Here is a 22,550-nt window from a genome sequence, read left to right on the forward strand (position 1 = left end):
GGGCTTTTTTGTTTGCTGACTACTCAACAGCGCGCATACCCGCTATGATTTTTGCTTTGCTGGCCCGGCGGCCAGCGTTTTGCGGTTAGGGGACGACGTCAGCACGTGAATATCATCAGCATAATTATGGAGTCGGGCAAAGCCGCGGTCGACGTCGCGCTTTACACCCTGATTCCCATCATGGTGGTGATGCTATTCATCATGAAATACCTCGAAGTGAAAGGCGTGCTGGATTTTGTCGTACGCCACGCCACGCCGTTACTGAAGCCGCTGGGGATTACCGGCCTGGCGCTGTTCGCACTCATCCAGTTAAATTTTGTCAGCTTTGCCGCACCGCTCGCCGCGCTGGCGATCATGGAGAAGCGCGGCACGTCAGACCGCCACATGGCAGCCACGCTGGCGATGCTGTTTGCGATGGGCCAGGCCAACGCCTTTTATCCGCTGATTCCTGACGGGCTCAACTGGAGCGCCGCGCTGCTGTTCTCCATCAGCGGCGGCGTGCTGGCGGCCGCCTCAACCTATCATTTTTTTGCCCGCAAACTTTCCGATGTCGCGCTGCGCGATGAAGACCAGGGCGTGGAGAACAGCGACACGAAGCCGGGGCTGATCGCCATCATCAACACCTCGGGTGCCGACGCCATTCGCCTCGCGCTCGGTTCGCTGCCGATGCTGATCCTTTCCTTGTCGGTGGTGGGCATCCTGAAGAGTGCCGGCGCCATTGAGCTGCTGACGCAGCTGCTGGCACCGCTGTTAAACAAACTGCATATCGCCGAGGTATATGTGCTGCCCGCGCTGACCAAATGCCTGGCCGGCGGCACCGCCTATTACGGCGTGGTTGCCGGTCTGGTCGAACAGGGGCAGTACAGTGCGCACAACATCAACGCCTCCGCAGGCCTGCTGATTCAGACCTTCGACCTGCCCGGCATCGGCATTTTCCTCGGTCTCTCCAGCCGTTTTCCGCGCCTGTTCCGCTTCGCCGTGCCCGGCATTTTGCTCGGCATTGCGCTGCGCGCCACGGCGCACAGCCTGCTGTTCTGATGCGCAACGCTTAATATCGACGTGATTCAGGCCGCTTTGAAAGCGGCCATCCCGACTCACGTAGCGAAAAATGACAATATTACATCCAGAGCAGCTCAGGCTTATTGAAGGTAACAAATTTCTCGGTAAAGAACCGACACTCATCAATAGCCAGATTAATTTTCATGGTAAGAACAATATTCTGATATGTGAGGAGGGCGTAGTCCTGCAGGATTCCGTACTGGATTTTCGGGCGGATAATTCAATCATTTATTTGAGCCAAAGTGCGATACCCTATATCGTTAAAATAATTGCATTCTCAAATTCGGTCTGCTTCATCGGCAGACATAATTACTTCAATGAAAAGTTAACGCTGATTCTCTCAGAAGAAAAAAATATCATCATTGGCAATCATTGTTGTCTCTCCTTTGGTATCTGGATGCGAACCGCCGATCCTCATCTGATATATAACATTGCGGATAATCAGCGCATCAATCATTCCCGTAGCATTTATATCGGCGATCACGTTTGGATCGGACAAAACGCGATGATTTTAAAAGGTTCATCTATCCACTCCGGCAGCGTAATAGGTGCCATGAGTCTGGTGGCGGGGAAAACGATACACTCCAATAGCTGCTGGGGCGGGAACCCAGTGAGAATGCTTAAAGAGAATATTGCCTGGTCCGGAGAAAGCGTTCATCACTGGACAGAACCGACAACGCGTGCCTGGAACATGTGCGATACCGAACCAATGCAGTTTAACCATGACGAACATGCATTAAATATTGCGGTGATTGAAAAGGGGTTTAAAGATGCCCGCAATGTTGTTGATAAATGCCAATATCTGTTGAAGCATATCGTTAAAAACGAAAATAAAAATCGTTTTTATGGTTAAGGTAAATAAAAGAGCCAACGATGTCAGCCAGTCCGTGTTAACCAGCCGCAGACCGCCATTAATAACGGTCTGCGCAACCAGGTGACACGGCAAAGTTACGCATCCGCGCCAAACGCCAGCGCTTTCTGCGCGCGCAGCTCTGCCAGCCGGGCTTCCAGCGCGGCTTCGATGTGCTGATAGGCCGTGCTGCCGAGCGCCAGCCGCAGCGGCATCGTTTCCTGATCCAGCGTCGCCAGCGTGGCCGCCACGCATTTTCCGGCATCACCCAATATAGCAAAGTCACCCGCTTCAATCGCCCGACGGAACTGACCGGATGCGTTGTCACGATAGGCGTCGAGCGGCGCGGCGATATCCAGCCCGCTGGCGAAGTTGGTGACGGTCGGGCCCGGCTCCACCAGCAGCAGCTCGATGCCAAAGCTGGCGACTTCCTGGCGCACCGCTTCGACAAAACCTTCAATGCCCCATTTGCTGGCGTGATACAGGCTGAAATTGGGATACGCCACCTGACCGCCCTCGGACGAGATCTGCGCAATGCGGCCACCGCCCTGCTGGCGCAAATGCGGGATGACAGCGCGAATCAGCTGGATCGATCCGGTGAGATTGGTGGCGATCTGGCGTGCAATCTGCGCGTCGCTGAGCTCTTCCGCCGCGCCAAACAGACCGTAAGCGGCGTTGCTTACCACCACATCAATACGTCCGACGCGGGCAAAGGCGGTGGCGATGGCCGGTGCGATACTGGTCGTTTCGGCCAGATCCAGCCGCATCACCAGTAGCCGATCGCCATATTGCTGCTGCAAATTGGCCAGCGCCTGCTCGCGGCGCACCGTTGCCACCACGCGATCGCCACGCTCAAGTAAACGTTCACTCATCAGTCGGCCCAGTCCGCTGCTGGCACCGGTAATTAACCAGGTTTTCATTTTGCGCTCCTCATGTTGAAAACCTGATGATAGATCGCTTTACTGGTGGTCATAATCTCCCCAATTGCACATGACCTGGTGAGGAAATACCACCAATGAAACGCCCTTCCTGGCACGAACTGCAGGCGATCAAAACGCTGGGCGAGCAGCGCAGCTTCCGGCGCGCTGCCGAGCTGCTTGGCCTGAAGCGATCTTCGCTCAGCCACCTGGTGAAAACGCTGGAGCACAACCTCGGCGTGCAGCTGTTTCAGCGCACCACACGCAGCGTGTCGCTGACCGACGCCGGTGAGCAGCTATTACAGCGTCTCGCGCCGCTGCTCAATCAGATGGATGAGGTGCTGCACGACGTCAGCCTGAGCCGCCAGCAGCAGTACGGTACGCTGCGCATCAGCGCCAGCGATGTGGTGATTGGCCTGCTGCTGGATCAGGTGGTGCCCGAGTTCAGCGCGCGCTATCCCGGTATTCAGCTTGATTTCGCCGCCCAGGGCGCGCTGGTGGATATCACCGCCGCCGGGTTTGATGCCGGTATCCGGCTGATTGAAGATGTGCCGCAGGATATGGTGGCTATTGCGCTCGGCGGCCCGCTGACATTCGTTACCGTAGCCTCGCCCGACTATCTGGCGGCGCACGCGCCGGTGCGTCAGCCGCAGGATTTACTGCAGCAGCAGTGTATTCGTCATCGCCTGCCCGGGGGCAAACGCTATCGCTGGGAGTATCAGAGTGCGGAAGAAAGTCTGGAGATTGACGTGCCGGGTACGCTGACGTTAGACAATAACGCGCTGATGGCGCGCGCGGCCATCAACGGTTCAGGCATTGCGTTCGTGCCTTCGCTGTACGTTAGCGAGGCACTGCAGCAGGGAAAATTAGTGGAGCTGCTGGCCGACTGGCGCATTCAGTCGGCGGGAATCGCGCTGTGGTTCCCGCCGAACCGGCATCAGTCGATGGCGCTGCGGCTGTTTATCGACGCATTGAAAACCCGCCTGCCGCATCACCGCTGAATCAGCCCTGACGCTGCGGCGCTTTGTGCACCATGGTGTAGGCGTAGTCGACGCCCATGCCGTAGGCACCGCTGTGCTCACGCACCAGATCCATCACTGCATCGTAGGTCTCTTTGCGTGACCAGTCGCGCTGGTACTCCAGCAGTACCTGCTGCCAGGTCACCGGCACCGCACCCGCCTGCACCATGCGCTGCACGGAACGTTCGTGCGCATCAACACTGGTGCCGCCGGAGGTATCGGTCACCACATACACTTCGTAACCGGCTTTCAGCGCCATCAGAGCCGGGAAAGTCAGGCACACTTCGGTCCACAGCGCCGAGATGATCAGTTTTTTGCGGCCGGTTTTCTCTACCGCCTCGACAAATTTCGCGTCTTCCCAGGAGTTCATGGAGGTACGCTCAATCGGCTTCGATTCCGGGTGCACCGCCAGCAGTTCTGGCCAGATGTAGCCGCTGAAGCTTTCCGTTTCTACCGAGGTGTAAATCACCGGCACGTCGAAAATTTTCCCCGCTTTCGCCAGGGCGACGGTGTTATTTTTGAGCTGCTGGCGGTCAACATTGGCGACACCAAACGCCATCTGTGGCTGGTGGTCGATGAAGATCAGGGTTGAGTTCTGTGGGTCAAGCAGGTCGAGTTTAGACATGATAGTTTCCTCTAAAGTGGTTTTAAATTTGTGTGTTGTGCTGCTGGAATAAACTTTAGAGAAAGCGCGGACAAAGAGATAACGCAAAGAATTTTACAACTTGTTCAAAGCGTTTTTAGAAGCTTGATTTAAATAGATTAATTGTCCAAAGCGCAGCGTTTTTGCTGGTAAAACAGCGGCTCACCGGCGTTGATTCTGCGCCTGCGACGGGCGTAATCTGTGGCGACAAAATCATAAAAAACACCATCGCAAAATGATCGTACGTCCTCATCAACACTGGTTTCTCCGGTTGTTTGACTGGCACGGCTCAGTGCTGTCTCGCATTGCGTTCCGCCTGTCGCTTAACCTGCTGATGTCAGTGATCGCCATTCTGGGTTATCCCTGGTATTCCACGCTCGGCATTCACCTGACCACCGCACCGTTCAGCCTGATTGGCGTGTCGATCGCCATCTTTCTTGGCTTTCGCAATAACGCCAGCTACGCGCGCTTTATCGAGGCGCGCACGCTGTGGGGCAATATGCACATCACTCAGCGCTCGCTGCTGCGCCAGGTGAAAACGCTGCGCGGACTGCGTGCGGAACAGGTGCAGGAGTTTATCGGGCTGCAGCTGGCGTTTAGCTGGAGCCTGAAACACCGGCTGCGTAAAACCGATGCCCAGGCCGATCTGCAGCGGCTGTTGCCGCCCGCGTGGCACGCCGCGGTGCTCGGCCATCCGATGCCGACCTCGCAAATCATGTTATGCATGGGCGAATGGCTGGCGCAGCGGCGTGATGAGGGATTAGTGACGGATATCGTCTGGCAGAGTATTGATGACAACCTCAACCATCTGTCGGCGTATCTGGGTGGCTGCGACCGGCTGGCCAGCACACCGATTCCCTTCGCCTACAGCCTGATTCTGCACCGCACGGTGTATCTGTTCTGCACCCTGCTGCCGTTCGCGCTGGTGGCGGATTTGCACCTGATGACGCCGCTGGTGTCGGTGTTTATTTCGTACACATTTTTGTCGCTGGAGTCGCTGGCGGAGGAGCTGGAAGATCCGTTCGGCACCGCGCCCAATCACCTGCCGCTGGACGCGCTGTGCGTGAATATCGAACGCAATCTGAAAGCGATGAACAACGATTTCCCGCTGCCGGCAGCGAGCCAGCCGGACCGGTATTTTAATCTGACGTGACGGCACGAGCTGATTCAATCGCCATGCTCGCTGAGCGCACCGCATCGTAGCGGCGCGATTTATCGCGCTAATCCGACCGCTGCGCCGCTGTTTTTTGCGCAATAAATTGCGCCGCTACGGTTCGTGCGGCATTTTATTTCTGCACCATCATCCTGCACACATTGTAGCGGCGCGATTTATCGCGCTAATCCGACTGCTGCGCCGCTGTTTTTTGCGCAATAAATTGCGCCGCTACGGTTTGTGCGGAGGGTTATTGCAGCGCCGTTGCAAGCACTCCTGGATTGATGCGCCAGTAAAGAAGTTAACCCAGCTTATCCAGCCAGCGGACATACGCCTGGTCCCACAGCGCGGCGGGGGTGCCGGCTTTACCGAGGCCAAAGCCGTGGCCGCCGCTGCTCAGTTCGATTAGCTCAACCGGCACGCGCATACGGCGGCAGGCGTCGCGCATCAGCTCGGTGTTGTGGGGGTTGGAGGTATGATCGTCCTCCGCCTGCGCCAGGAAGGTTGGCGGGTAGGCGCGGGTAACGTAATTTTGCACTGACCAGTTGGCTTCCTGGGTCGGCGTGGCGTCATTGCCCACGATCATCTGATGAGTACGGGTGTGCTGATATGGCGCTTCAAGGGTGATAACCGGGTAAATCAGCCCGACGCTGTCTGCGGATGGCCGGATGTCGTCCAGCGAATCCTGCGGTGAATAGGTGACGAAGTCAGGCCGCGCTGCCGCCATGCCGAGCAGATGGCCGCCGGCCGAAAAGCCCAGCAGGTGCACCTTGTTTTCCATCGCGCGCACCATGCGAATCGCGCGCTGCGCATCCTGCAGCGGCGCCATTCTGCCGGCCTGCCACTTTTCACCCGGCAGTCGGTAGCTCAGCACGTAGGCGGTATACCCGTTGGCATTAAGCCAGCGCGCGACCGGCCAGGCTTCGCGCCCCATGCCGATAAAACGGTAGCCGCCACCAGCCGCAACGATCACCGCTTCACCGTTGGGATTCTCCGGACGAAAGCGCTGAATGGCGGGAGAAACGATATTGGTCCACGAACCGTTAGCGCTGACTTTCAGCAGGCCAGACGGACCGCCGCCACCCGGTGGGTCGTCCGGCCAGAGCGGAATAATATCATCCCGGGCAAACAGTTTGCCCGCCGTCATGGAGAGTACGGTTGCTCCGCTAGCCAACAGAAAACGACGCCGTGTAATCATCTTGCCCAGTAGCCGGTATGGAAAATGCGCCAGCCCGGAGGCGGCGTCTCATTATGTGATGCAGGTCCTGTTTCAATCTGGCGATAATGTACGCATTTCGTACAAAAAAGCCATAAAAAAACGCGCCAGAAAAGGCGCGTATTCACGAAGAGAAGGGAAAATTAATCCTGCTGCTGGAATTGAGTCATCACCGTCTGCTCGCACTGCTGCTGATCGTGACGCAGCTTCGCCCGCTCTTCTTCGCCCAGCTCCAGCCAGCCGTTGACCACTTCCTGGGCGGTTTCCTCGTTGAAGGAGGGCTTGTTCATGGCCGACGGTGACTGGCTGGCCGCCAGCTGTGACTTCATTTTCTCAGTGTAGCTCTGCATGTCACCGGTTTTCTGCTCCCCGCTAACAATGTGGCACAGCTGGCTGGCGTAGATATTCTCCTGCGCGTCGGCATCCGTATCATCCGCCAGCGCGCTGGCAGACAGCGACAGCCCTACCAGGGCGATAAGCAATGCTTTCATAATAAGCTCCCGTTATTTCCAGAAAATCACGTTTCGTCTTGCTGCGCGCGTGCCGCCTGCCGGGCAGCACGCCAGTTCAGTAGCGGCGTCACCGTGATGCCGTGCAGCACAATGCTGCACACCACCAGCGTCAGCGCCATATCCATCATCTGCTCCGCCTGCGGGCCCTGCAGGCCGTGCACCCAGGCATAAGCAATATAATTGATACTACCGATGCCGCGAATCCCCAGCCAGCCAATCAGCATCCGCCGCATAAACGGCATTTCGCAGCGCCAGGTGGTCAGCCATACCGCCAGCGGCCGCACTACCACAAACAGCAGCAGCGCCAGGCCGATGCCGGTGAGATTCCAGTGATGCGCCAGCGTAATGCCCAGCACCACCATCATCGCTGCCGCCAGCAGGCGTTCGATAGTATCACCAAACGACAGCGCATCGCCGACCACCAGGCCGACCGATTTTACCGGGCTGCCGCCCCCCTGCTTCAGGCGCTGGTTAGGATTGACCAGCACCTCTGCCGGCAGGTAGCGCTTCTCTTCCGGTAAATCTTCCAGTGGAAAGCGTTTAGTCACGCGCAGCTCGGCGCGGCGTAAGCCAACGCCTGCCGCAAAAGTGGCAAGGAAGCCAGACGCATCCACCGACTGCGCCGCCGCGTAGCTCAGGGCGATCAGCGCCAGCGCGAGGAAATCATTGGGCGCCACGTCGTGATGCGCGCTGCGCAGATGGGTCGCCAGCTGGCCGATCAGCCGTCCGAGCAGATAACCAATTGCCAGGCCGCCGCCAATCGCCCACACCACATCGCGCACTGCCCAGCCGCCCAGCAGCTCCAGACTGAAGGCGCCCGGATGCATCAGCAGCAGCGCCAGCATCAGCAGCGGCAGCGCCGAACCATCGTTCATGCCGGCCTCGCTGGAGAGCGCCACGCGCAGCGCATCGTCATCGCGCGCATCGTTAACGGAGATCAGGCTGGCAAGCACCGGGTCGGTCGGGGCAACAATGGCACCAAACGCCAGCGACAGCGGCCAGCCAAAGCCGGTAATCCAGTGAATCAGGCAGGCCATGCCGCCGACGGTCAGCAGCATCGCCGGGAATGCCAGCCGCAGCCCGACGCGCCACGCGTGCGCGCTCATCGGCAGACGCAGCTTGAGCCCGGTGATAAACAGCGAGGCGGCCATGGTGATTTCGGTGATATGGGCGGCGAGCTCGGCGTGGCCGATAATGTCGATTTGCAGCAGATTAAGCATCCACGGGCCGCACAGAATGCCCGCGAACAGGTAGAGACCAAAAGACGTCACCGGCCCCCGGTGAATCCAGCCGGAAGCCAGTGACATCAAAAGTAGCAGACCGCCAGTAAGGGCGGTCCAGGCCAGGAAGTTCATAACGCTCCGTTTTTAAATAACATTCTCCTTTAAGCCTGGCACAGGATCGTGAATTAGTTTTGCAGATGGCGACTGGCGAGGCGAATCAGCAGCGCAAGCACAGCGGCAGCCGTCGCAAGGCTGACCACGCCATTCCAGCCGAAATGGGCCAGCGCCAGGCTGCCGAGCGCCGCGCCGGTCGCCATACCGATAAACACCACGGTGAACATCAGCGCATTGAGGCGGCTGCGCGCTTCCGGCGCCAGGCTGTAGACCAGCGTCTGATGCGCCACCAGCGTGGCCTGCACGCCAAGGTCAAAGCCGATGGTGCTGAGGATAATCAGGCCAAGCTGCGCCGGCACCGGCAGTACCGGCAGCAGGAACATCAGGGCAAACGACACCATCACCAGCGTGGCGCCATACTGGGTGACACGCGCCGGGCCGATGCGGTCGGCAAAACTGCCCGCCAGTGGCGCGGCCAGCGCACCGGCGGCACCGGCCAGACCGAAGGCCCCTGCCACGGCGCTGTCGAGATGGAAGCGATCGCTCAGCATCAGCGCCAGGGTAGACCAGAAAGCGCTAAAACTTACCGACAGCAGGCCCTGCGCCAGCGCCGCACGGCGCAGCGTCTGGTGATGCTGCCACAGATGCGCCAGCGACAGCAGCAGACGCGGATAGCTCACTGTGGTGCCCGGCGTAAAGCGTGGTAGCGCGCGCCACAGCGCCAGACTGCTCAGCAGCACCGCCGCCGCCGCCATCATGTACATGGTGCGCCAGCCCAGATACTCCGCCACCACGCCGCTCACCACGCGCGACAGCAGAATGCCGACCAGCAGCCCGGTCATCACCGTGCCGACGGTTTTGCCACGGCTGCGCTCCGGTGCCAGCGCCGCCGACGCCGGCACAATGTCCTGCGCCACGGTAGCGGTTAATCCGGTAACAAAGCTGGCGATCAGCAACGCATTGATACCGCCGGAAAAGCCGCACAGCAGCAGCGCAGCGACCAGCAGCAAGCCTTTAACCAGAATGATGGTGCGGCGATCGTGGCGGTCACCGAGCGGGGCCAGCAGCAGAATCCCCAGCGCGTAACCGGCCTGGGTCAGCATCGGTACCATACCAACGCTGCCGATGCCCACGTTGAACTGCTTACTGATGATATCCAGCATCGGCTGGCTGTAGTAAATCGATGCCACGCTGAGACCGGCACCGGCCGCCAGCGTAAACACCAGCGGCGCCGGCAGCTTTTCAGCAGGCATGGCAGAAGATTGAGACATGGCAGACATAGTGGTTTTCCCCCGGGATAATGCGCTTATTAAAGCGCGTTGCGGCCATACGCGGTAGACTGCTATGACACAGAACTGTTATGCAGGTTACGTATGAGCACATTCACCAGCGTTGACCGCATCGAACTGATGCAGACGTTTATCCGCATTGTTGAAAGCGGCTCGCTATCGGCGGCCGCGGCGCAGCTCGGCACCACCCAGCCCACCGTGAGTCGCCGTCTGCAGGCGCTGGAGCAGCGGCTCGGCCTGAAACTGATTTTACGCACCACCCATGCGCTGAAACTCACCGACGACGGAGAGCGCTGCTATGCCCAGGCGCGGCAGCTGGTGGCGACCTGGCACGCGCTGGAAGATGAGTTAACCGGCGCGAATGACGACCCGATCGGCACCCTGCGCGTGCGTGCGCCGCATGCATTTGGTCAGGATCAGTTGATTGCACCGCTGATGGATTATCTGCAGCGCTATCCGCGCCTGGCAGTGGAGTGGATGCTCAACGACCGCACGCCGGACTTTGTCAGTGAAAACGTTGACTGCGCCATTCAGGTCGGCGCGCCCACCGATCCGTCGGTGGTGGCGGTGCTGCTGGCGGAAGTGCCGCGCTTTGTCGTTGCGGCACCGGCGCTGCTGGCGGCTCATGCGCCGGTGAAAGAGGTTACCCAGCTGACGCAGCTGCCGTGGCTGGCGCTGACCAGTTTTTATCGTAATGAAATTGCGCTGCAGCGTCTCAGCGACGGCCAGCCGATCAACCTGGCGATTGCCCCGCGCCTCGCCAGCGATAGCCTGTACGCGGTACGCAAAGCCGCGCTGGCGGGCATGGGCGCCGCGATTGTGTCGTCATGGGTGGTGCAGGAGGATTTAGCCAGCGGCGCGCTGGTGCAGCTGGTGCCCGACTGGCAGGCGCCGCCGCTGCCGGTGTGGCTGACCTACCCGTGGGCCAGTTATTATCCGGCCCGCCTGCAGCATTTTTTCGCGATGATCAGGGACGTGATGCCGCAGCTGACCGGCACGCAGCCGGTGCGGTAATGGGCCAGGTCGCCATGAATGGCGACCCTACGGGACATTGCGGGTTTTTACAGGGTGCGCATTCATGCGCACCTGGTGCAATGGGTCAGATCGTGCGTGAAGGTCACGATTTCTTTTCAACCTTCGACATATTATCCAGCCAGCCCATCACAAAGGCCGACAGCACGAAGGTCAGGTGGATGATCACGTACCACATCAGCTTTTCGTTGGCGACGTTACGCGCGTCCATAAAAATACGCAGCAGGTGAATCGATGAGATCGCCACAATCGAAGCTGCCACTTTGTTTTTCAGCGAGCCGGAATCCATCTTGCCGAGCCAGCTTAGCTTCTCTTTGCTTTCATCAATATCCAGCTTGGAGACAAAGTTCTCATAGCCGGACAGCATCACCATGACCAGCAGGCCACCGACCAGCGTCATGTCCACCAGCGACAGCAGCAGCAGAATCAGATCGTTTTCCGCGATGCTGAGAATGTTGGGCAGCAGGTGAAAAATTTCCTGAAAAAATTTAACCGTCAGCGCCAGCAGCCCCAGCGAAAGTCCAATGTAAACCGGTGCCAGCAGCCAGCGCGATGCATACATCAGGTTTTCGGTAAAACGTTCCATAAGTTCCCATTTATCAACAGACAAGCCATCGAGTATAACCGAACTTATGTGAAGTTATTTCAGTGCTTCTTCAGAAATTTCAGGCGCGACTGGCAGCGGCAGCGACAGGCGAAACACCGCCCCGCCCTGCGGCCGGTTTTCCGCCCAGATGCGTCCGCGATGCGACTCAATAATGGTTTTGCTGATAGCCAGCCCCAGCCCGACGCCCGGCACGGCCGACTCCTTGTCGCCGCGGGCAAACTTGTCAAAAATGCGCGTCAGATTCTCCGGCGCAATACCCGGTCCGTTATCCCAGACAGCGATCTCCAGCCGCGCTTTATCGCGCCAGGCGCGAATGCCGTGCTGCGCGGCATTGCCGGCATACTTCAGGCTGTTTTCGATCAGGTTAGTAAATACCCGCTCCAGCATTGCGCTGTCGCCTTTGATCAGCACCAGCTCCGGCGGCAAATCCAGCGTAAAGTCGTGCCCTTTCAGCGACGGTCCCATGCTGCTTAGCGCGCCGCCAATCACCTCGTCCAGCGCCACCCACTCTTCGCGCAGGTTGAGCCCGCCGGATTGAATGCGCGCCATATCCAGCATGTTACTCACCAGCCGGATGGTGCTCAGCGTCTGTTCGCGGATCTGATTGGCCTGGCCAACGTATTTCGACTGCTCGCTGGCGAGGTCCAGCATCAGCATCTCAGCCTGGCCAAACAACACCGTCAGCGGCGTGCGCAGATCGTGGGACAGCGCCGATAGCAGCGCATTACGCAACTGCTCACGCTCGGCGGCCAGCCGTGACGCGGCTTCGCTGTGCGACAGCGCCATGCGTTCCAGCGCGTTGGCAATCAGCACCGTAAAGGTCTCCACCAGCCGCTGCTGTTCGGGAATCATCAGCTGGCGCAGGTTGTCCGGCTCAACCACCAGCAGGCCGCGGCAGTGCGCCCCGCTTTTCAGCGGCAGAATCTGGTACGGCACCGCCGGTAACGTATCGGTGCCGGCACCGGCTGGTTGCCCTTTGCTGTAGCTCCATTTGGCGATGCCGAGGTCGGGCGGCGTCCCGATGGTGCTTTCACCCGCCGACTGCAGCTCACCCTGTTCGTCGGGCAGCAGCAGCTGGCTGCGCGCCTGCAGCGTCACCTCAATAACGCGCTGGCTGGTGGCGGCGATATCCTGCGGCGTCAGCGCGCTGCCGAGCGATTTCGCCATCTCATACAGATGACGCGCGCGCTGTTCACGGTAGCGCGCCACCCGCGCCTGATAGCGCACGCCGGCGGTGAGATTGCCGACAATCACCCCGACTGCCAGCATCACCGCAAAGGTCACCAGATATTGCAGATCCGATACCGCCACCGTGCCGGTAGGAGCCACAAACACCAGGTCGAAGGCCAGAATATTGATTACCGTGGCGAATACCGACGGCCAACGGCCAAAGCGCAGCGCCACCAGCACCACCGCCAGCAGATAGATCATCACCGCGTTGGCGGTATCAAACTCCACCAGCCACCAGCGGCCGATCAGCGTCACCAGCACGCACAGCGCGATCGCCATCAGGCAACCGCGCAGGTGCAGCCGCCATTTCTCGCCGCTGGCACGCTGGCCGCTCAGGGCCGCTGGCACATCGCGCACCGGCTCATCGAGCGCCACTACCAGCAGGTCGAGCTCCGGCCCCAGCTCGCCGAGACGCTGGGCAAAGCTGTCGCGTCGCCAGCGCCGCTGCGGCTGCCGGCCGGTAACAATTTTGCCGAGATTGTGCTCGCGCGCATAGCGCAGCACTGCGCGCGCCTCGTCCGGATCGGACAGCGTGGCGGTCTCCGCGCCCAGCTCCTGCGCCAGCTGCAGCGTGCGCAGAATGGCGCGCCTCTGCGCTTCCGGCAGTCGGTTGAGGCGCGGCGTTTCCACATACACCGCATGCCACTCGCTGCCGAGCCGGGCAGCGAGACGGGCGGCGGTGCGTACCAGCTTTTCACTGCCGGTGTCGTCACCGATGCACAGCAGAATCGCGTCGCGCGTGTGCCACACTTTGTCGCGCCCCTGCTGATCGCGCCAGGCGCGCATCTGATCGTCTACCCGGTCGGCCGTGCGACGCAGCGCCAGTTCACGCAGCGCGAACAGGTTGCCTTTGCGGAAGAAATTTTCGATGGCGCGCTCGGCGCGGTCGCCGACATACACTTTGCCCTCTTTCAGCCGCTGACGCAGATCGTCCGGCGGCAGATCCACCAGCACCACTTCATCGGCGCTGTCGAAAAAGGGATCGGGTACGGTTTCGCGCACCTGAATGCCGGTGACGCCGCCCACCACGTCATTCAGGCTCTCCAGATGCTGCACGTTGACGGTGGTAATCACGTCGATACCGGCATCCAGCAGCTCTTCAATGTCCTGCCAGCGCTTGGGATGGCGCGAGCCCTGCACGTTGGTGTGCGCCAGTTCATCCATCAGGATCACCGCCGGATGGCGCGCCAGCGCGGCGTCGAGGTCGAACTCCGCATGGCGCGACCGACCGGTGGCGCGCCGCGCCAGCACCGCCAGCCCCTGCAGCAGCGCGGCGGTCTCTTCACGGCCGTGGGTTTCGACCACGCCAGCCAGCACGTCCAGCCCCTGCGCCCGCAGGCGCTGCGCCTCCTGCAGCATGGCGTAGGTTTTCCCTACGCCCGCGCAGGCGCCGAAGTAGATTTTCAGTTTACCGCGATGGCTGTCGCTGTGATTGAGCAGCAGGGCATCGGGATCGGGGCGCGGTAATTCGTCGTTCATGCGAGGTCCATTTTTATCGCGTGCACCAATGTGGCATTGCGCAATAAATTGCGCCGCTACGGTATGTGCACATTTTTGTAGCGGCGCGATTCTTCGCGCGGTTTGAAACTATCCCTGCAAATCATCCAGCGCCATATTCAGCCGCAGCACGTTCACCGTTTCTTCGCCGATAAACGGCAGCAGCGGGCGCTCGGTGTTGCGCGCAATCAGCGCCTCAACGTCTTTCAGCGTCATGTTGCGCGCTGCCGCGACGCGCGGTGCCTGCCACAGCGCCGCTTCAGGGGAGATATCCGGATCCAGGCCGCTGCCTGAAGCGGTTACCAGCTCCACCGGCACCGCTGCAGGCGCCTGCGGATTGGCAGCGCGCAGCGCAGCCACCCGCTCCGCCACCGCTTTATCCAGCGCCGGATTACTGGCGGCAAGGTTGCTGCCGCCTGACGCCTGCGCGTTGTACGGCACGTCGCTAGTGGCCGATGGACGGCCCCAGAAGTGCCCCGGCTGGCTGAACGCCTGACCGATCTGCTCTGAGCCACGCACCGCGCCGTCGCGCTCAATCAGCGAACCGTTGGCCTGCGACGGAAACCACCACTGCGCCAGGCCGGTGGTCAGCAGCGGATAGACCGCGCCGGTCAGCAGGGTAAGCAGCACTAACAATACTATAGCCGGACGTAACTGACTCATTTCTCTTCTCCTTACACCAGGCCCGACAGCGTCAGCAGCAGGTCGATCGCTTTAATACCAATAAACGGCACCACTAAACCGCCTACGCCATAAATCCACAGATTGCGGCGCAGCAGCGCTGCCGCGCTCATCGGCCGATAGCTCACGCCTTTCAGCGCCAGCGGAATCAAAAACACAATTACCAGCGCGTTAAAGATCACCGCCGACAGAATCGCCGAGGCCGGTGAATGCAGCGCCATCACGTTCAGCATATTGAGCTGCGGATAAGTCACGGCAAACGCCGCCGGGATGATGGCGAAGTATTTCGCCACATCGTTGGCGATACTGAAGGTGGTAAGCGAACCGCGCGTCATCAGCATCTGTTTGCCGATGTGCACCACTTCAAGCAGTTTGGTCGGGTTGGAGTCAAGATCGACCATGTTGCCAGCCTCTTTCGCCGCCTGGGTACCGGAGTTCATCGCCACCGCCACGTCGGCCTGCGCCAGCGCGGGGGCATCGTTGGTGCCATCGCCGGTCATCGCCACCAGGCGCCCTTCCGCCTGATACTGACGAATCAGCGCCAGCTTGGCTTCCGGCGTCGCTTCCGACAGGAAGTCATCGACACCGGCTTCCGCCGCAATCGCCGCGGCGGTTAACGGGTTATCACCGGTGATCATCACCGTTTTGATGCCCATCTTGCGCAGCTCGGCGAAACGTTCCTTGATGCCGCCTTTAACGATGTCCTTTAACGCCACCACGCCCAGCACCTGCGCGCCTTCAGCCACCACCAGCGGCGTACCGCCGGCGCGCGCCACCTCTTCCACCCGGGCATTAACCTCAGCCGGGAAGCTGCCGTGGCTGGCTTCGATATGACGGCGTACCGCGTCCACCGCGCCTTTGCGGATCAGGCGATCCTGTACGTTGACGCCGCTCATGCGCGTCTGTGCGGAGAACGGGATAAAGCTGGCACCCATGCTGCTAAGATCGCGTTCGCGCAGGTTAAATTTCTGCTTCGCCAGCACCACGATGCTGCGCCCTTCCGGCGTCTCATCGGCCAGCGATGCCAGCTGCGCCGCATCGGCCAGCTGCTGTTCGCTGACGCCCGGCGCAGGCAGGAACAGCGTCGCCTGGCGGTTACCGAGCGTGATGGTGCCGGTTTTGTCCAGCATCAGCACATCCACGTCACCGGCAGCCTCCACGGCGCGCCCGCTGGTGGCAATCACGTTGGCTCCCAGCATGCGGCTCATGCCCGCCACGCCAATCGCCGACAGCAGTCCGCCGATGGTGGTGGGAATCAGGCACACCAGCAGCGCCACCAGCACCGTCACGCTAACCGGCGTGCCGCCCCAGGCGGAAAACGGCCACAGCGTGGCGGTCGCCAGCAGGAACACAATGGTCAGCGACACCAGCAGAATGGTCAGGGCGATTTCGTTGGGCGTTTTGCGGCGTTTCGCGCCTTCCACCATGGCGATCATGCGGTCGAGGAAAGTTTCGCCCGGATTGACGCTGCACTGAATCACCAGCCAGTCCGACAGGATGCGCGTCCCGCCGGTCACCGAGGCAAAATCCCCGCCGGATTCACGAATCACCGGTGCCGATTCGCCGGTAATGGCGCTCTCATCCACTGACGCGCCGCCCTCCAGCACTTCACCGTCGCACGGGATGATGTCGCCGGCTTCCACCAGCACCACATCGCCTTTGCGCAGCGTATCGGCCGCCACCGGCCGCCACTGCGCACCGTGAAACGGTTCCGCCAGTTTCTTCGCATCGCTGTGCTTGTTCACCCCTTTCAGGCTGTTGGCCTGCGCCTTGCTGCGCCCTTCCGCCAGCGCTTCGGCGAAGTTAGCGAACAGCACGGTAAACCACAGCCAGATGGCGACCGCCGCGGTAAAGCCGGCGCTGCCGTTCAGCTGCCCCGCCGCCATACCGATGGCCAGCAGCGAGGTGAGCACGCTGCCGATCCACACCAGAAACATCACCGGGTTGCGAAACTGTACGCGCGGATCGAGTTTTTTCACCGCATCCAGCATCGCGGTGCGCGTCAGCGCCGCATCAAACAGCGCCAGTTGTTGACGACTCATGATTCCGTTATCCCTGAATAAGTTGCAGATGTTCCGCCACCGGGCCAAGCGCCAGCGCGGGAACGAAGGTCAGCGCACCCACCAGCAGCACGGTGCCCACCAGCAGTGCGATAAACAGCGGGCCGTGAGTCGGCAGCGTGCCGTTGCCCACCGGCTGAATTTTCTTCGCCGCCAGCGAACCGGCAATGGCCAGCACCGGAATGATGATGCCGAAGCGGCCGACCAGCATGCAGAAGCCCAGCAGCAGGTTCCAGAACGGGGTATTGGCGCTGAGACCGGCGAAGGCGCTGCCGTTGTTGTTGGCCGCCGACGATACCGCATACAGCACCTCGCTGAAGCCGTGAATGCCAGGGTTGGCCATACCGGCGCGTCCGGCATCGGTCATCATCGCCAGCGCAGTACCCAGCAGCACCAGCGTCGGCGTCACCAGAATCGCCAGCGCGGTCATTTTCATCTCCCACACATCGATCTTTTTGCCCATGTACTCCGGCGTACGGCCAATCATCAGACCGGCGATAAACACCCCGAGCAGCACGAACAGCAGCATGCCGTACAAGCCGGCACCGACGCCGCCGAACACCACTTCGCCCAGTTGCATCAGCCACATCGGCACCATGCCGCCCAGCGCAGTGAAGGAGTCATGCATGGCGTTTACCGCGCCGCACGACGCTGCGGTGGTGATCACCGCAAACAGGCTGGAGTTGAGAATGCCGAAGCGTGTCTCCTTGCCTTCCATGTTGATCGCGCTATCGGCCCCCAGGGTCAGAAAGTGCGGATTGCCGCGCAGCTCAGCCCACATCACCGCGACCACCGCCAGCACAAACATGATGCTCATGGCCCACAGCAGCATATGGCCCTGACGGCGATCGCCCAGTTGCTGACCAAAGGCAAAACACAGCGCGGCCGGGATCAGGAAGATGCTCAGCATCTGCACAAAGTTGGTCAGTGCCGTCGGGTTTTCGAACGGATGCGCCGAGTTGGCGTTGAAGAAACCGCCGCCGTTGGTGCCGAGCATTTTGATCGCTTCCTGCGAGGCTACCGGCCCGAGCGGCAGCGTTTGCTGCGCGCCTTCCAGCGTGGTGAAGGCATGATAGGGTTCAAAGTTTTGAATGCTGCCCTGGCTGACAAAAAACAGCGCCATCAGCAGGCTAATCGGCAGCAGCACGTAGACGGTGATGCGCGTCAGGTCGCGCCAGGCATTGCCGAGCGTTTCCAGCGAACGGTTGGCAAAACCGCGCATCAGCGCAAACGCCACCGCAATACCGGTTGCCGCCGAAAGGAAGTTTTGCACCGTTAAGCCCGCCATCTGGCTGAAGTAACTCAGCGTGCTCTCGCCCGCGTACGCCTGCCAGTTGGTGTTGGTGACAAAGCTAATCGCCGTATTGAGCGCCAGATCCCAGCTCAGGCCAGGCAGATGCTGAGGATTGAGCGGCAGCGCGCCCTGCCCCATCAGCATCGCCAGCAGCAGCACAAAGCCGAGCGCGTTAAACAGCAGGATGGCCAGCAGATAGTGCGGCCAGCGCATCGCCGCGCCGTCAACGCCGGCCAGACGCCACAGCACGCGTTCGCTGCGCGCCAGCAGGGGCTTATCCGCCACCATCAGCGCCAGCAAGCGGCCCAGCGGCTGCGCCAGCGCCATCAGCACCAGCAGATAGCACGCAATCAGTAAAAACGCATTCGCCGCCATCAGAATGCCTCCGCATTAAGCAGGGCATAAATCAGGTAGCCCAGTAATAAAAATACCAGCACGATGCCGGCTATCACGCCCACACTCACAGCAACCTCCAGAGGATTTGGTAGTGCAGCAAGCATGCGCGGCGCGGCATAAAGAAGGGGTAAAAAGGCGCAGAGCGGGCGTAAAGAAAGTATAAAAACGCGGGCAGATCAGGCGCTTTCCAGCGCCCAAATGCGATTCAGGTCAACGTTGTGCCACAAGCCGCTGTCCTCAGCGCCGGTGATGGTATCGGTGCAGAAGCTGTCGCCGAGGTCCAGCGCTTCCGGTTTGACCTCGCGCTGCGAATGCAGCGACCAGAACACATGCACTTTGGGCTTCAGCAGCGATTTTTCCCCGGCCTGCACCACCAGCGCCACGCGCCCGGAGGCCAGCCGTACCAGCGAGCCCACCGGATAAATACCGATGGTGCGCACAAACGCGTGCAGCAGCGCACTGTCAAAGTGGCCGCGCCAGCTCAGCATATTGTGCATCGCCTCCGCCGGCGTCCAGCCTTTGCGATACGGGCGATCGGAGGTCACCGCGTCGTAGACGTCACACACCGCCGCCATGCGTGCGTACAGCGAGATCTCTTCGCCCTGCAGCCGATGTGGATAGCCGCTGCCATCGAATTTTTCATGGTGATGCAGCGCAATATCCAGCAAATCTTCATCCGCATGGGCTTCCATCAGCATTTGCGCACCGACGATTGGATGCTGGCGCATAATCGTAAACTCTTCGTCGGTAAGCTTATCCGGCTTGTTGAGGATGGTCAGCGGCACCGCGGCTTTACCGACGTCATGCAGTAATCCGCCCATGCCCACGCGACGCAGCTGCTGCTCATCCAGCCCCATTTTCTTGCCCAGCGAAATCATCAGACCGCACACCGCCATGGAGTGCAGGTAAGTGTAATCGTCATGATTTTTCAGCCGCGCCACGCTGAGCAGTGCGGTCGGCTCGCGGGTAATCGATCCGGCAATTTCATCAACCAGCTCAAGGGTAAAGGCAAGATCGAGGCCCTGCCCCATGCGCGCTTCGTTGAACATCGCCAGCACCTGCGGCTTGCCCTGGTTGAAGATGCACTGCGCCTGATCCATCTCGCGGAAAAACGGCGTTTGCGGAATGTCTTTTTTCGGCTGCGGCGTGGCAGGCGCGCGCACCGACCGCTCGGGATCGATCCATACCTGCTGGATCCCCTCGTTACGGATCAGGGCGATCTGACGCTTATCGGTGATCAGCATCTGGTTGCGAATGCGTTTGTCCTTGATCCACCAGACCTCAAGCTTGTGGATAAACATGCCTGGCCGCAGCTCGTCAACGGTAATCAGCTTTATCACGATATCGCTCCTTAATATCAGTGGATGGTAAGGAGTGATATCGGCAGCTGAGCAAAAAATCTTCAGGGCGGCGTGACTGGTCGGGTCAGGTTCAGGCAACCTGCGTGCCGCGCTGGGCTAAAAAGGCACTCAGCGTCATGACACGGCTTAACTCCTCCTGCGTTCTGGCGTCATTTTCCACTTCCCACTGATCGAGATGACGCTGCAGGTTAAGCCAGAATTCAATCGAGGTGGCGAAAACCCGTGCCAGCCGGTAGGCCATCTCAGTGCTGAGTTTACGGTTGTTATTCACCAGCGCGCTGACGGTGTTGCGATGCACATTCAGCATCTCCGCCAGATCATTCACTTTGAGGTTGAGCGGTTCGAGAAATTCATACTGCAGGACGTCCCCCACGCTGGTGGGTTTGCGCATTGCTTGTTTCATAAGGTGCTCTCTTTGGTACGGGTAGCGGGCCAGAAGGGATCGTTAGCGCTATTTTTTGTAGCGGTGCGGATCCAGATATAGATCCCAGGCTTCGCCTTTTGCCCACTGGAAAATTAGCCGATACTGCGCGTTAACCCGAATCGAATAGTAACCCAGCAGCGGCGGCTTCAACGCTTCGAAACGGTTACCCGGCGGCGAACGCAGATCCTGGTGCGAAGTGGCGGCATGAATGATATCCAGCTTACGCGCCAGCGCTGATTCAATCGCACGCGGAATCTGCGCATGCGGTGTCCCATGGGTATAAAATTGTGCCAGCCAGGCCTGACGAAACGCCCTGATTGAACCCATCCTGCTTCCCTGCCTGTCTTACGAACCAGCAGGTAAAATAGTGCACTCAAGCACAGTGCTCAAGTGCACTTTTTAACATCATAGTTTATTTCCGATCGGGATTCCAGATCGGCAACCTCAGACCGATCGCCTACGCGTTCAATCGGGCCCATCACCAGCAGGAACAGCAGTGCCGCGACGACACAGTGCGCGCCGACGAACACCAGGCCAATGCTGTAGCTGCCGGTCAGGCCAACGATCACGCCAAACAACAGCGGCGTGATAAAACCCGCCATGTTACCGATGCCGTTGAAGATCGCGCCGGCGAGGCCAACCGCCTCTTTGGGTGCCGTATCGCTGACCACGGTCCAGGTGCCCGCGCCCGCCGCCACGCCTTTGCCGAAGAAGGCAAACGACATGATGGCGATAATGCCGGCGTTGGAAGGGATCACCGCCGCCAGAATCAGCGAGGCGGCCATCAGCATGCCAACGATGTACGGCGTTTTGCGCGCCCACGACAGGCTCCAGCCGCGCGCCAGCAGCTTATCTGAGATATAGCCACCGCTGATGCCGCCCAGAAAGCCAAACATCGCCGGTGCAATGGTGGCGAAACCGGCATCCAGAATGTTCATGCCGCGCGCCTGCACCAGATAGATCGGGAACCAGGTAATGAAGAAGTAGCTAAGCGCGATGGTGCAATACTGGCCGAGGTAGGCGCACCACAGCATGCGGTTGGTAAGCAATGTTTTAAACATCGCTTTGCTGACCGGCGGCCGTGCGCGCAGCGTTTGCGCGGCGTCGATATCCACCAGCGCGCCGCCCTGTTCAATGTAATGCAACTCGCTGGCGGAAACGTGCGGATGCTGACGCGGGCTGCGCATATAGCCCGCCCAGACAAACACCGCCAGCACGCCGATGCCGCCGAGCACAAAGAATGGCCATTCCCAGCCATAACGCGACACCAGCCAGCCGGAGAGCGGTGAGAATATCGCCACGGCAAAGTATTGTGCCGAGGCAAACAGCGACGATGCGCGTCCGCGCTCTGCGCCCGGGAACCACATGATCACTGCGCGGGCGTTGGCGGGAAAGCTCGGCGCCTCAATCAGGCCCAGCGCGAAGCGCAGCGCAAACATCAGCGTCAGCGCCATGGTCATGCCACTGGAAAACTCACCGACAAATCCCATCAGCAGGGTCGAAACCGACCACAGCGCCAGCGTCACGCCGTAGACCTTTTTGGTGCCGAAGCGATCGAGAATCAATCCGCCGGGGATCTGGCCGATGACATACGCCCAGCTGAAGGCCGAAAGGATCAGGCCGAGCTGGATCGCCGACAGGCCAAACTCCTGTTTGATCGCCGAGCCGGAGATCGACAGGATCGAGCGATCGGCATAAGCGACCACTGACAGGAACAGAATCAGGCAAAGGATCCAGATACGCACGTGGCTGTTCTGGCTGCGGTTTTTGCGTTGCAACATAGGCTGAATTCCTTGATGGAGGAGCATCCTGCCCCGAAGCGATGATGTTCAGGAATACCGCGCAGATTTCCCTGTTCAGCAACTATAGGAAGCCAGTGTTGCTCTGGTCATTGTGCGAATGAAGGAATCCGCGCGGCGAAACGGCGCGGGTTTTGGTCGCTGACACAAAGCCGGGTGCGGTAGCGCACAAAA

The 22,550-nt window shown here is 60.0% G+C and carries 21 protein-coding genes; 5 read left to right on the plus strand and 16 right to left on the minus strand.

Annotated elements, in window-relative coordinates:
* Positions 1-105: 105 nt before the first annotated feature.
* Together F3J36_RS16590 and F3J36_RS16595 are read left to right on the plus strand one after the other, a co-directional pair.
* Positions 106-1,038: a nucleoside recognition domain-containing protein gene (locus F3J36_RS16590; RefSeq protein ID WP_166720056.1), complete on the plus strand. Its 933-nt coding sequence runs from the start codon at positions 106-108 to the stop codon at positions 1,036-1,038.
* Positions 1,039-1,108: 70 nt separating this feature from the next.
* Positions 1,109-1,912: a hypothetical protein gene (locus tag F3J36_RS16595; RefSeq protein WP_166720057.1), complete on the plus strand. Its 804-nt coding sequence runs from the start codon at positions 1,109-1,111 to the stop codon at positions 1,910-1,912.
* Between the two features lie 95 nt (positions 1,913-2,007).
* On the opposite strand, the gene F3J36_RS16600 is transcribed toward F3J36_RS16595, so the two are convergent.
* A complete protein-coding gene (locus F3J36_RS16600; protein ID WP_166720058.1) occupies positions 2,008-2,829 on the minus strand; it encodes an SDR family oxidoreductase in 822 nt (273 codons plus the stop codon).
* A 95-nt stretch (positions 2,830-2,924) separates the two neighbouring features.
* On the opposite strand from F3J36_RS16600, the gene F3J36_RS16605 reads away from it, so the two are divergent.
* The gene (locus F3J36_RS16605; RefSeq protein ID WP_166720059.1) at positions 2,925-3,827 is read left to right on the plus strand and encodes a LysR substrate-binding domain-containing protein; all 903 of its coding nucleotides are present in this window, start codon (positions 2,925-2,927) and stop codon (positions 3,825-3,827) included.
* Position 3,828: 1 nt separating this feature from the next.
* On the opposite strand, the gene F3J36_RS16610 is transcribed toward F3J36_RS16605, so the two are convergent.
* On the minus strand, positions 3,829-4,470 hold the full coding sequence (locus F3J36_RS16610) for a hydrolase (protein ID WP_166720060.1): 642 nt from the start codon (positions 4,468-4,470) through the stop codon (positions 3,829-3,831).
* Positions 4,471-4,723: 253 nt separating this feature from the next.
* On the opposite strand from F3J36_RS16610, the gene F3J36_RS16615 reads away from it, so the two are divergent.
* The gene (locus F3J36_RS16615) at positions 4,724-5,641 is read left to right on the plus strand and encodes a bestrophin family protein (RefSeq protein ID WP_031279808.1); all 918 of its coding nucleotides are present in this window, start codon (positions 4,724-4,726) and stop codon (positions 5,639-5,641) included.
* Positions 5,642-5,942: 301 nt separating this feature from the next.
* Here the strand turns inward: F3J36_RS16615 and F3J36_RS16620 are convergent, their stop codons facing one another.
* From F3J36_RS16620 to F3J36_RS16635, 4 genes are all read right to left on the minus strand, one after another.
* Positions 5,943-6,839 carry an alpha/beta hydrolase gene (locus F3J36_RS16620; RefSeq protein ID WP_166720061.1) on the minus strand — a complete coding sequence of 299 codons (897 nt, stop codon included), beginning with the start codon at positions 6,837-6,839 and terminating at the stop codon, positions 5,943-5,945.
* A 161-nt stretch (positions 6,840-7,000) separates the two neighbouring features.
* Positions 7,001-7,348: a hypothetical protein gene (locus F3J36_RS16625; RefSeq protein WP_021507870.1), complete on the minus strand. Its 348-nt coding sequence runs from the start codon at positions 7,346-7,348 to the stop codon at positions 7,001-7,003.
* Between the two features lie 26 nt (positions 7,349-7,374).
* A complete protein-coding gene (locus F3J36_RS16630) occupies positions 7,375-8,724 on the minus strand; it encodes a sodium:proton antiporter (protein ID WP_166720062.1) in 1,350 nt (449 codons plus the stop codon).
* A gap of 53 nt (positions 8,725-8,777) precedes the next feature.
* Complete coding sequence (locus F3J36_RS16635; RefSeq protein ID WP_031279767.1) at positions 8,778-9,986, minus strand: MFS transporter; 1,209 nt, start codon at positions 9,984-9,986, stop codon at positions 8,778-8,780.
* Between the two features lie 93 nt (positions 9,987-10,079).
* Here F3J36_RS16635 and F3J36_RS16640 point away from each other — a divergent pair, with 93 nt between their 5' ends.
* On the plus strand, positions 10,080-11,009 hold the full coding sequence (locus tag F3J36_RS16640; protein WP_059012526.1) for a LysR family transcriptional regulator: 930 nt from the start codon (positions 10,080-10,082) through the stop codon (positions 11,007-11,009).
* A 103-nt stretch (positions 11,010-11,112) separates the two neighbouring features.
* Here the strand turns inward: F3J36_RS16640 and F3J36_RS16645 are convergent, their stop codons facing one another.
* From F3J36_RS16645 to F3J36_RS16690, 10 genes are all read right to left on the minus strand, one after another.
* Positions 11,113-11,613: a TIGR00645 family protein gene (locus F3J36_RS16645; protein WP_021507874.1), complete on the minus strand. Its 501-nt coding sequence runs from the start codon at positions 11,611-11,613 to the stop codon at positions 11,113-11,115.
* 54 nt (positions 11,614-11,667) lie between these two features.
* Complete coding sequence (gene kdpD, locus F3J36_RS16650) at positions 11,668-14,343, minus strand: two-component system sensor histidine kinase KdpD (protein WP_166720063.1); 2,676 nt, start codon at positions 14,341-14,343, stop codon at positions 11,668-11,670.
* A 108-nt stretch (positions 14,344-14,451) separates the two neighbouring features.
* Positions 14,452-15,024 carry a potassium-transporting ATPase subunit KdpC gene (gene kdpC, locus F3J36_RS16655; RefSeq protein ID WP_021507876.1) on the minus strand — a complete coding sequence of 191 codons (573 nt, stop codon included), beginning with the start codon at positions 15,022-15,024 and terminating at the stop codon, positions 14,452-14,454.
* A gap of 11 nt (positions 15,025-15,035) precedes the next feature.
* On the minus strand, positions 15,036-17,084 hold the full coding sequence (gene kdpB / locus F3J36_RS16660; RefSeq protein ID WP_166720064.1) for a potassium-transporting ATPase subunit KdpB: 2,049 nt from the start codon (positions 17,082-17,084) through the stop codon (positions 15,036-15,038).
* Between the two features lie 7 nt (positions 17,085-17,091).
* Complete coding sequence (gene kdpA / locus F3J36_RS16665; RefSeq protein ID WP_166720065.1) at positions 17,092-18,771, minus strand: potassium-transporting ATPase subunit KdpA; 1,680 nt, start codon at positions 18,769-18,771, stop codon at positions 17,092-17,094.
* Entirely contained in the window at positions 18,771-18,860 is a 90-nt protein-coding gene (kdpF, locus tag F3J36_RS16670) for a K(+)-transporting ATPase subunit F (RefSeq protein ID WP_021507879.1), read from the minus strand. Before kdpF ends, kdpA begins: the two co-directional genes overlap by 1 nt.
* 108 nt (positions 18,861-18,968) lie before the next feature.
* Complete coding sequence (locus F3J36_RS16675; protein WP_021507880.1) at positions 18,969-20,132, minus strand: HD-GYP domain-containing protein; 1,164 nt, start codon at positions 20,130-20,132, stop codon at positions 18,969-18,971.
* Between the two features lie 91 nt (positions 20,133-20,223).
* On the minus strand, positions 20,224-20,556 hold the full coding sequence (locus F3J36_RS16680) for a HigA family addiction module antitoxin (protein ID WP_058775157.1): 333 nt from the start codon (positions 20,554-20,556) through the stop codon (positions 20,224-20,226).
* 48 nt (positions 20,557-20,604) lie between these two features.
* Positions 20,605-20,904 carry a type II toxin-antitoxin system RelE/ParE family toxin gene (locus tag F3J36_RS16685; protein ID WP_059013049.1) on the minus strand — a complete coding sequence of 100 codons (300 nt, stop codon included), beginning with the start codon at positions 20,902-20,904 and terminating at the stop codon, positions 20,605-20,607.
* 59 nt (positions 20,905-20,963) lie between these two features.
* Positions 20,964-22,358 (minus strand): MFS transporter, encoded by a 1,395-nt coding sequence (locus tag F3J36_RS16690; RefSeq protein ID WP_166720066.1) that lies wholly within the window; start codon positions 22,356-22,358, stop codon positions 20,964-20,966.
* Positions 22,359-22,550: the final 192 nt, after the last annotated feature.

The organism is Pantoea sp. Cy-640 (genome assembly GCF_011752635.1).
Lineage (GTDB): Bacteria > Pseudomonadota > Gammaproteobacteria > Enterobacterales > Enterobacteriaceae > Pantoea > Pantoea dispersa.

Bases quoted from the DNA above. Each gene is read 5' to 3' on its own strand.
- F3J36_RS16610 (WP_166720060.1), bottom strand. From the start codon at position 4,470: ATGTCTAAACTCGACCTGCTTGACCCACAGAACTCAACCCTGATCTTC.
- kdpA (WP_166720065.1), bottom strand. From the start codon at position 18,771: ATGGCGGCGAATGCGTTTTTACTGATTGCGTGCTATCTGCTGGTGCTG.
- F3J36_RS16690 (WP_166720066.1), bottom strand. From the start codon at position 22,358: ATGTTGCAACGCAAAAACCGCAGCCAGAACAGCCACGTGCGTATCTGG.
- F3J36_RS16635 (WP_031279767.1), bottom strand. From the start codon at position 9,986: ATGTCTGCCATGTCTCAATCTTCTGCCATGCCTGCTGAAAAGCTGCCG.
- F3J36_RS16625 (WP_021507870.1), bottom strand. From the start codon at position 7,348: ATGAAAGCATTGCTTATCGCCCTGGTAGGGCTGTCGCTGTCTGCCAGC.
- kdpC (WP_021507876.1), bottom strand. From the start codon at position 15,024: ATGAGTCAGTTACGTCCGGCTATAGTATTGTTAGTGCTGCTTACCCTG.
- kdpB (WP_166720064.1), bottom strand. From the start codon at position 17,084: ATGAGTCGTCAACAACTGGCGCTGTTTGATGCGGCGCTGACGCGCACC.
- F3J36_RS16685 (WP_059013049.1), bottom strand. From the start codon at position 20,904: ATGGGTTCAATCAGGGCGTTTCGTCAGGCCTGGCTGGCACAATTTTAT.
- F3J36_RS16620 (WP_166720061.1), bottom strand. From the start codon at position 6,839: ATGATTACACGGCGTCGTTTTCTGTTGGCTAGCGGAGCAACCGTACTC.
- F3J36_RS16600 (WP_166720058.1), bottom strand. From the start codon at position 2,829: ATGAAAACCTGGTTAATTACCGGTGCCAGCAGCGGACTGGGCCGACTG.
- kdpD (WP_166720063.1), bottom strand. From the start codon at position 14,343: ATGAACGACGAATTACCGCGCCCCGATCCCGATGCCCTGCTGCTCAAT.
- F3J36_RS16640 (WP_059012526.1), top strand. From the start codon at position 10,080: ATGAGCACATTCACCAGCGTTGACCGCATCGAACTGATGCAGACGTTT.
- F3J36_RS16605 (WP_166720059.1), top strand. From the start codon at position 2,925: ATGAAACGCCCTTCCTGGCACGAACTGCAGGCGATCAAAACGCTGGGC.
- F3J36_RS16645 (WP_021507874.1), bottom strand. From the start codon at position 11,613: ATGGAACGTTTTACCGAAAACCTGATGTATGCATCGCGCTGGCTGCTG.
- F3J36_RS16595 (WP_166720057.1), top strand. From the start codon at position 1,109: ATGACAATATTACATCCAGAGCAGCTCAGGCTTATTGAAGGTAACAAA.
- F3J36_RS16630 (WP_166720062.1), bottom strand. From the start codon at position 8,724: ATGAACTTCCTGGCCTGGACCGCCCTTACTGGCGGTCTGCTACTTTTG.
- F3J36_RS16680 (WP_058775157.1), bottom strand. From the start codon at position 20,556: ATGAAACAAGCAATGCGCAAACCCACCAGCGTGGGGGACGTCCTGCAG.
- F3J36_RS16615 (WP_031279808.1), top strand. From the start codon at position 4,724: ATGATCGTACGTCCTCATCAACACTGGTTTCTCCGGTTGTTTGACTGG.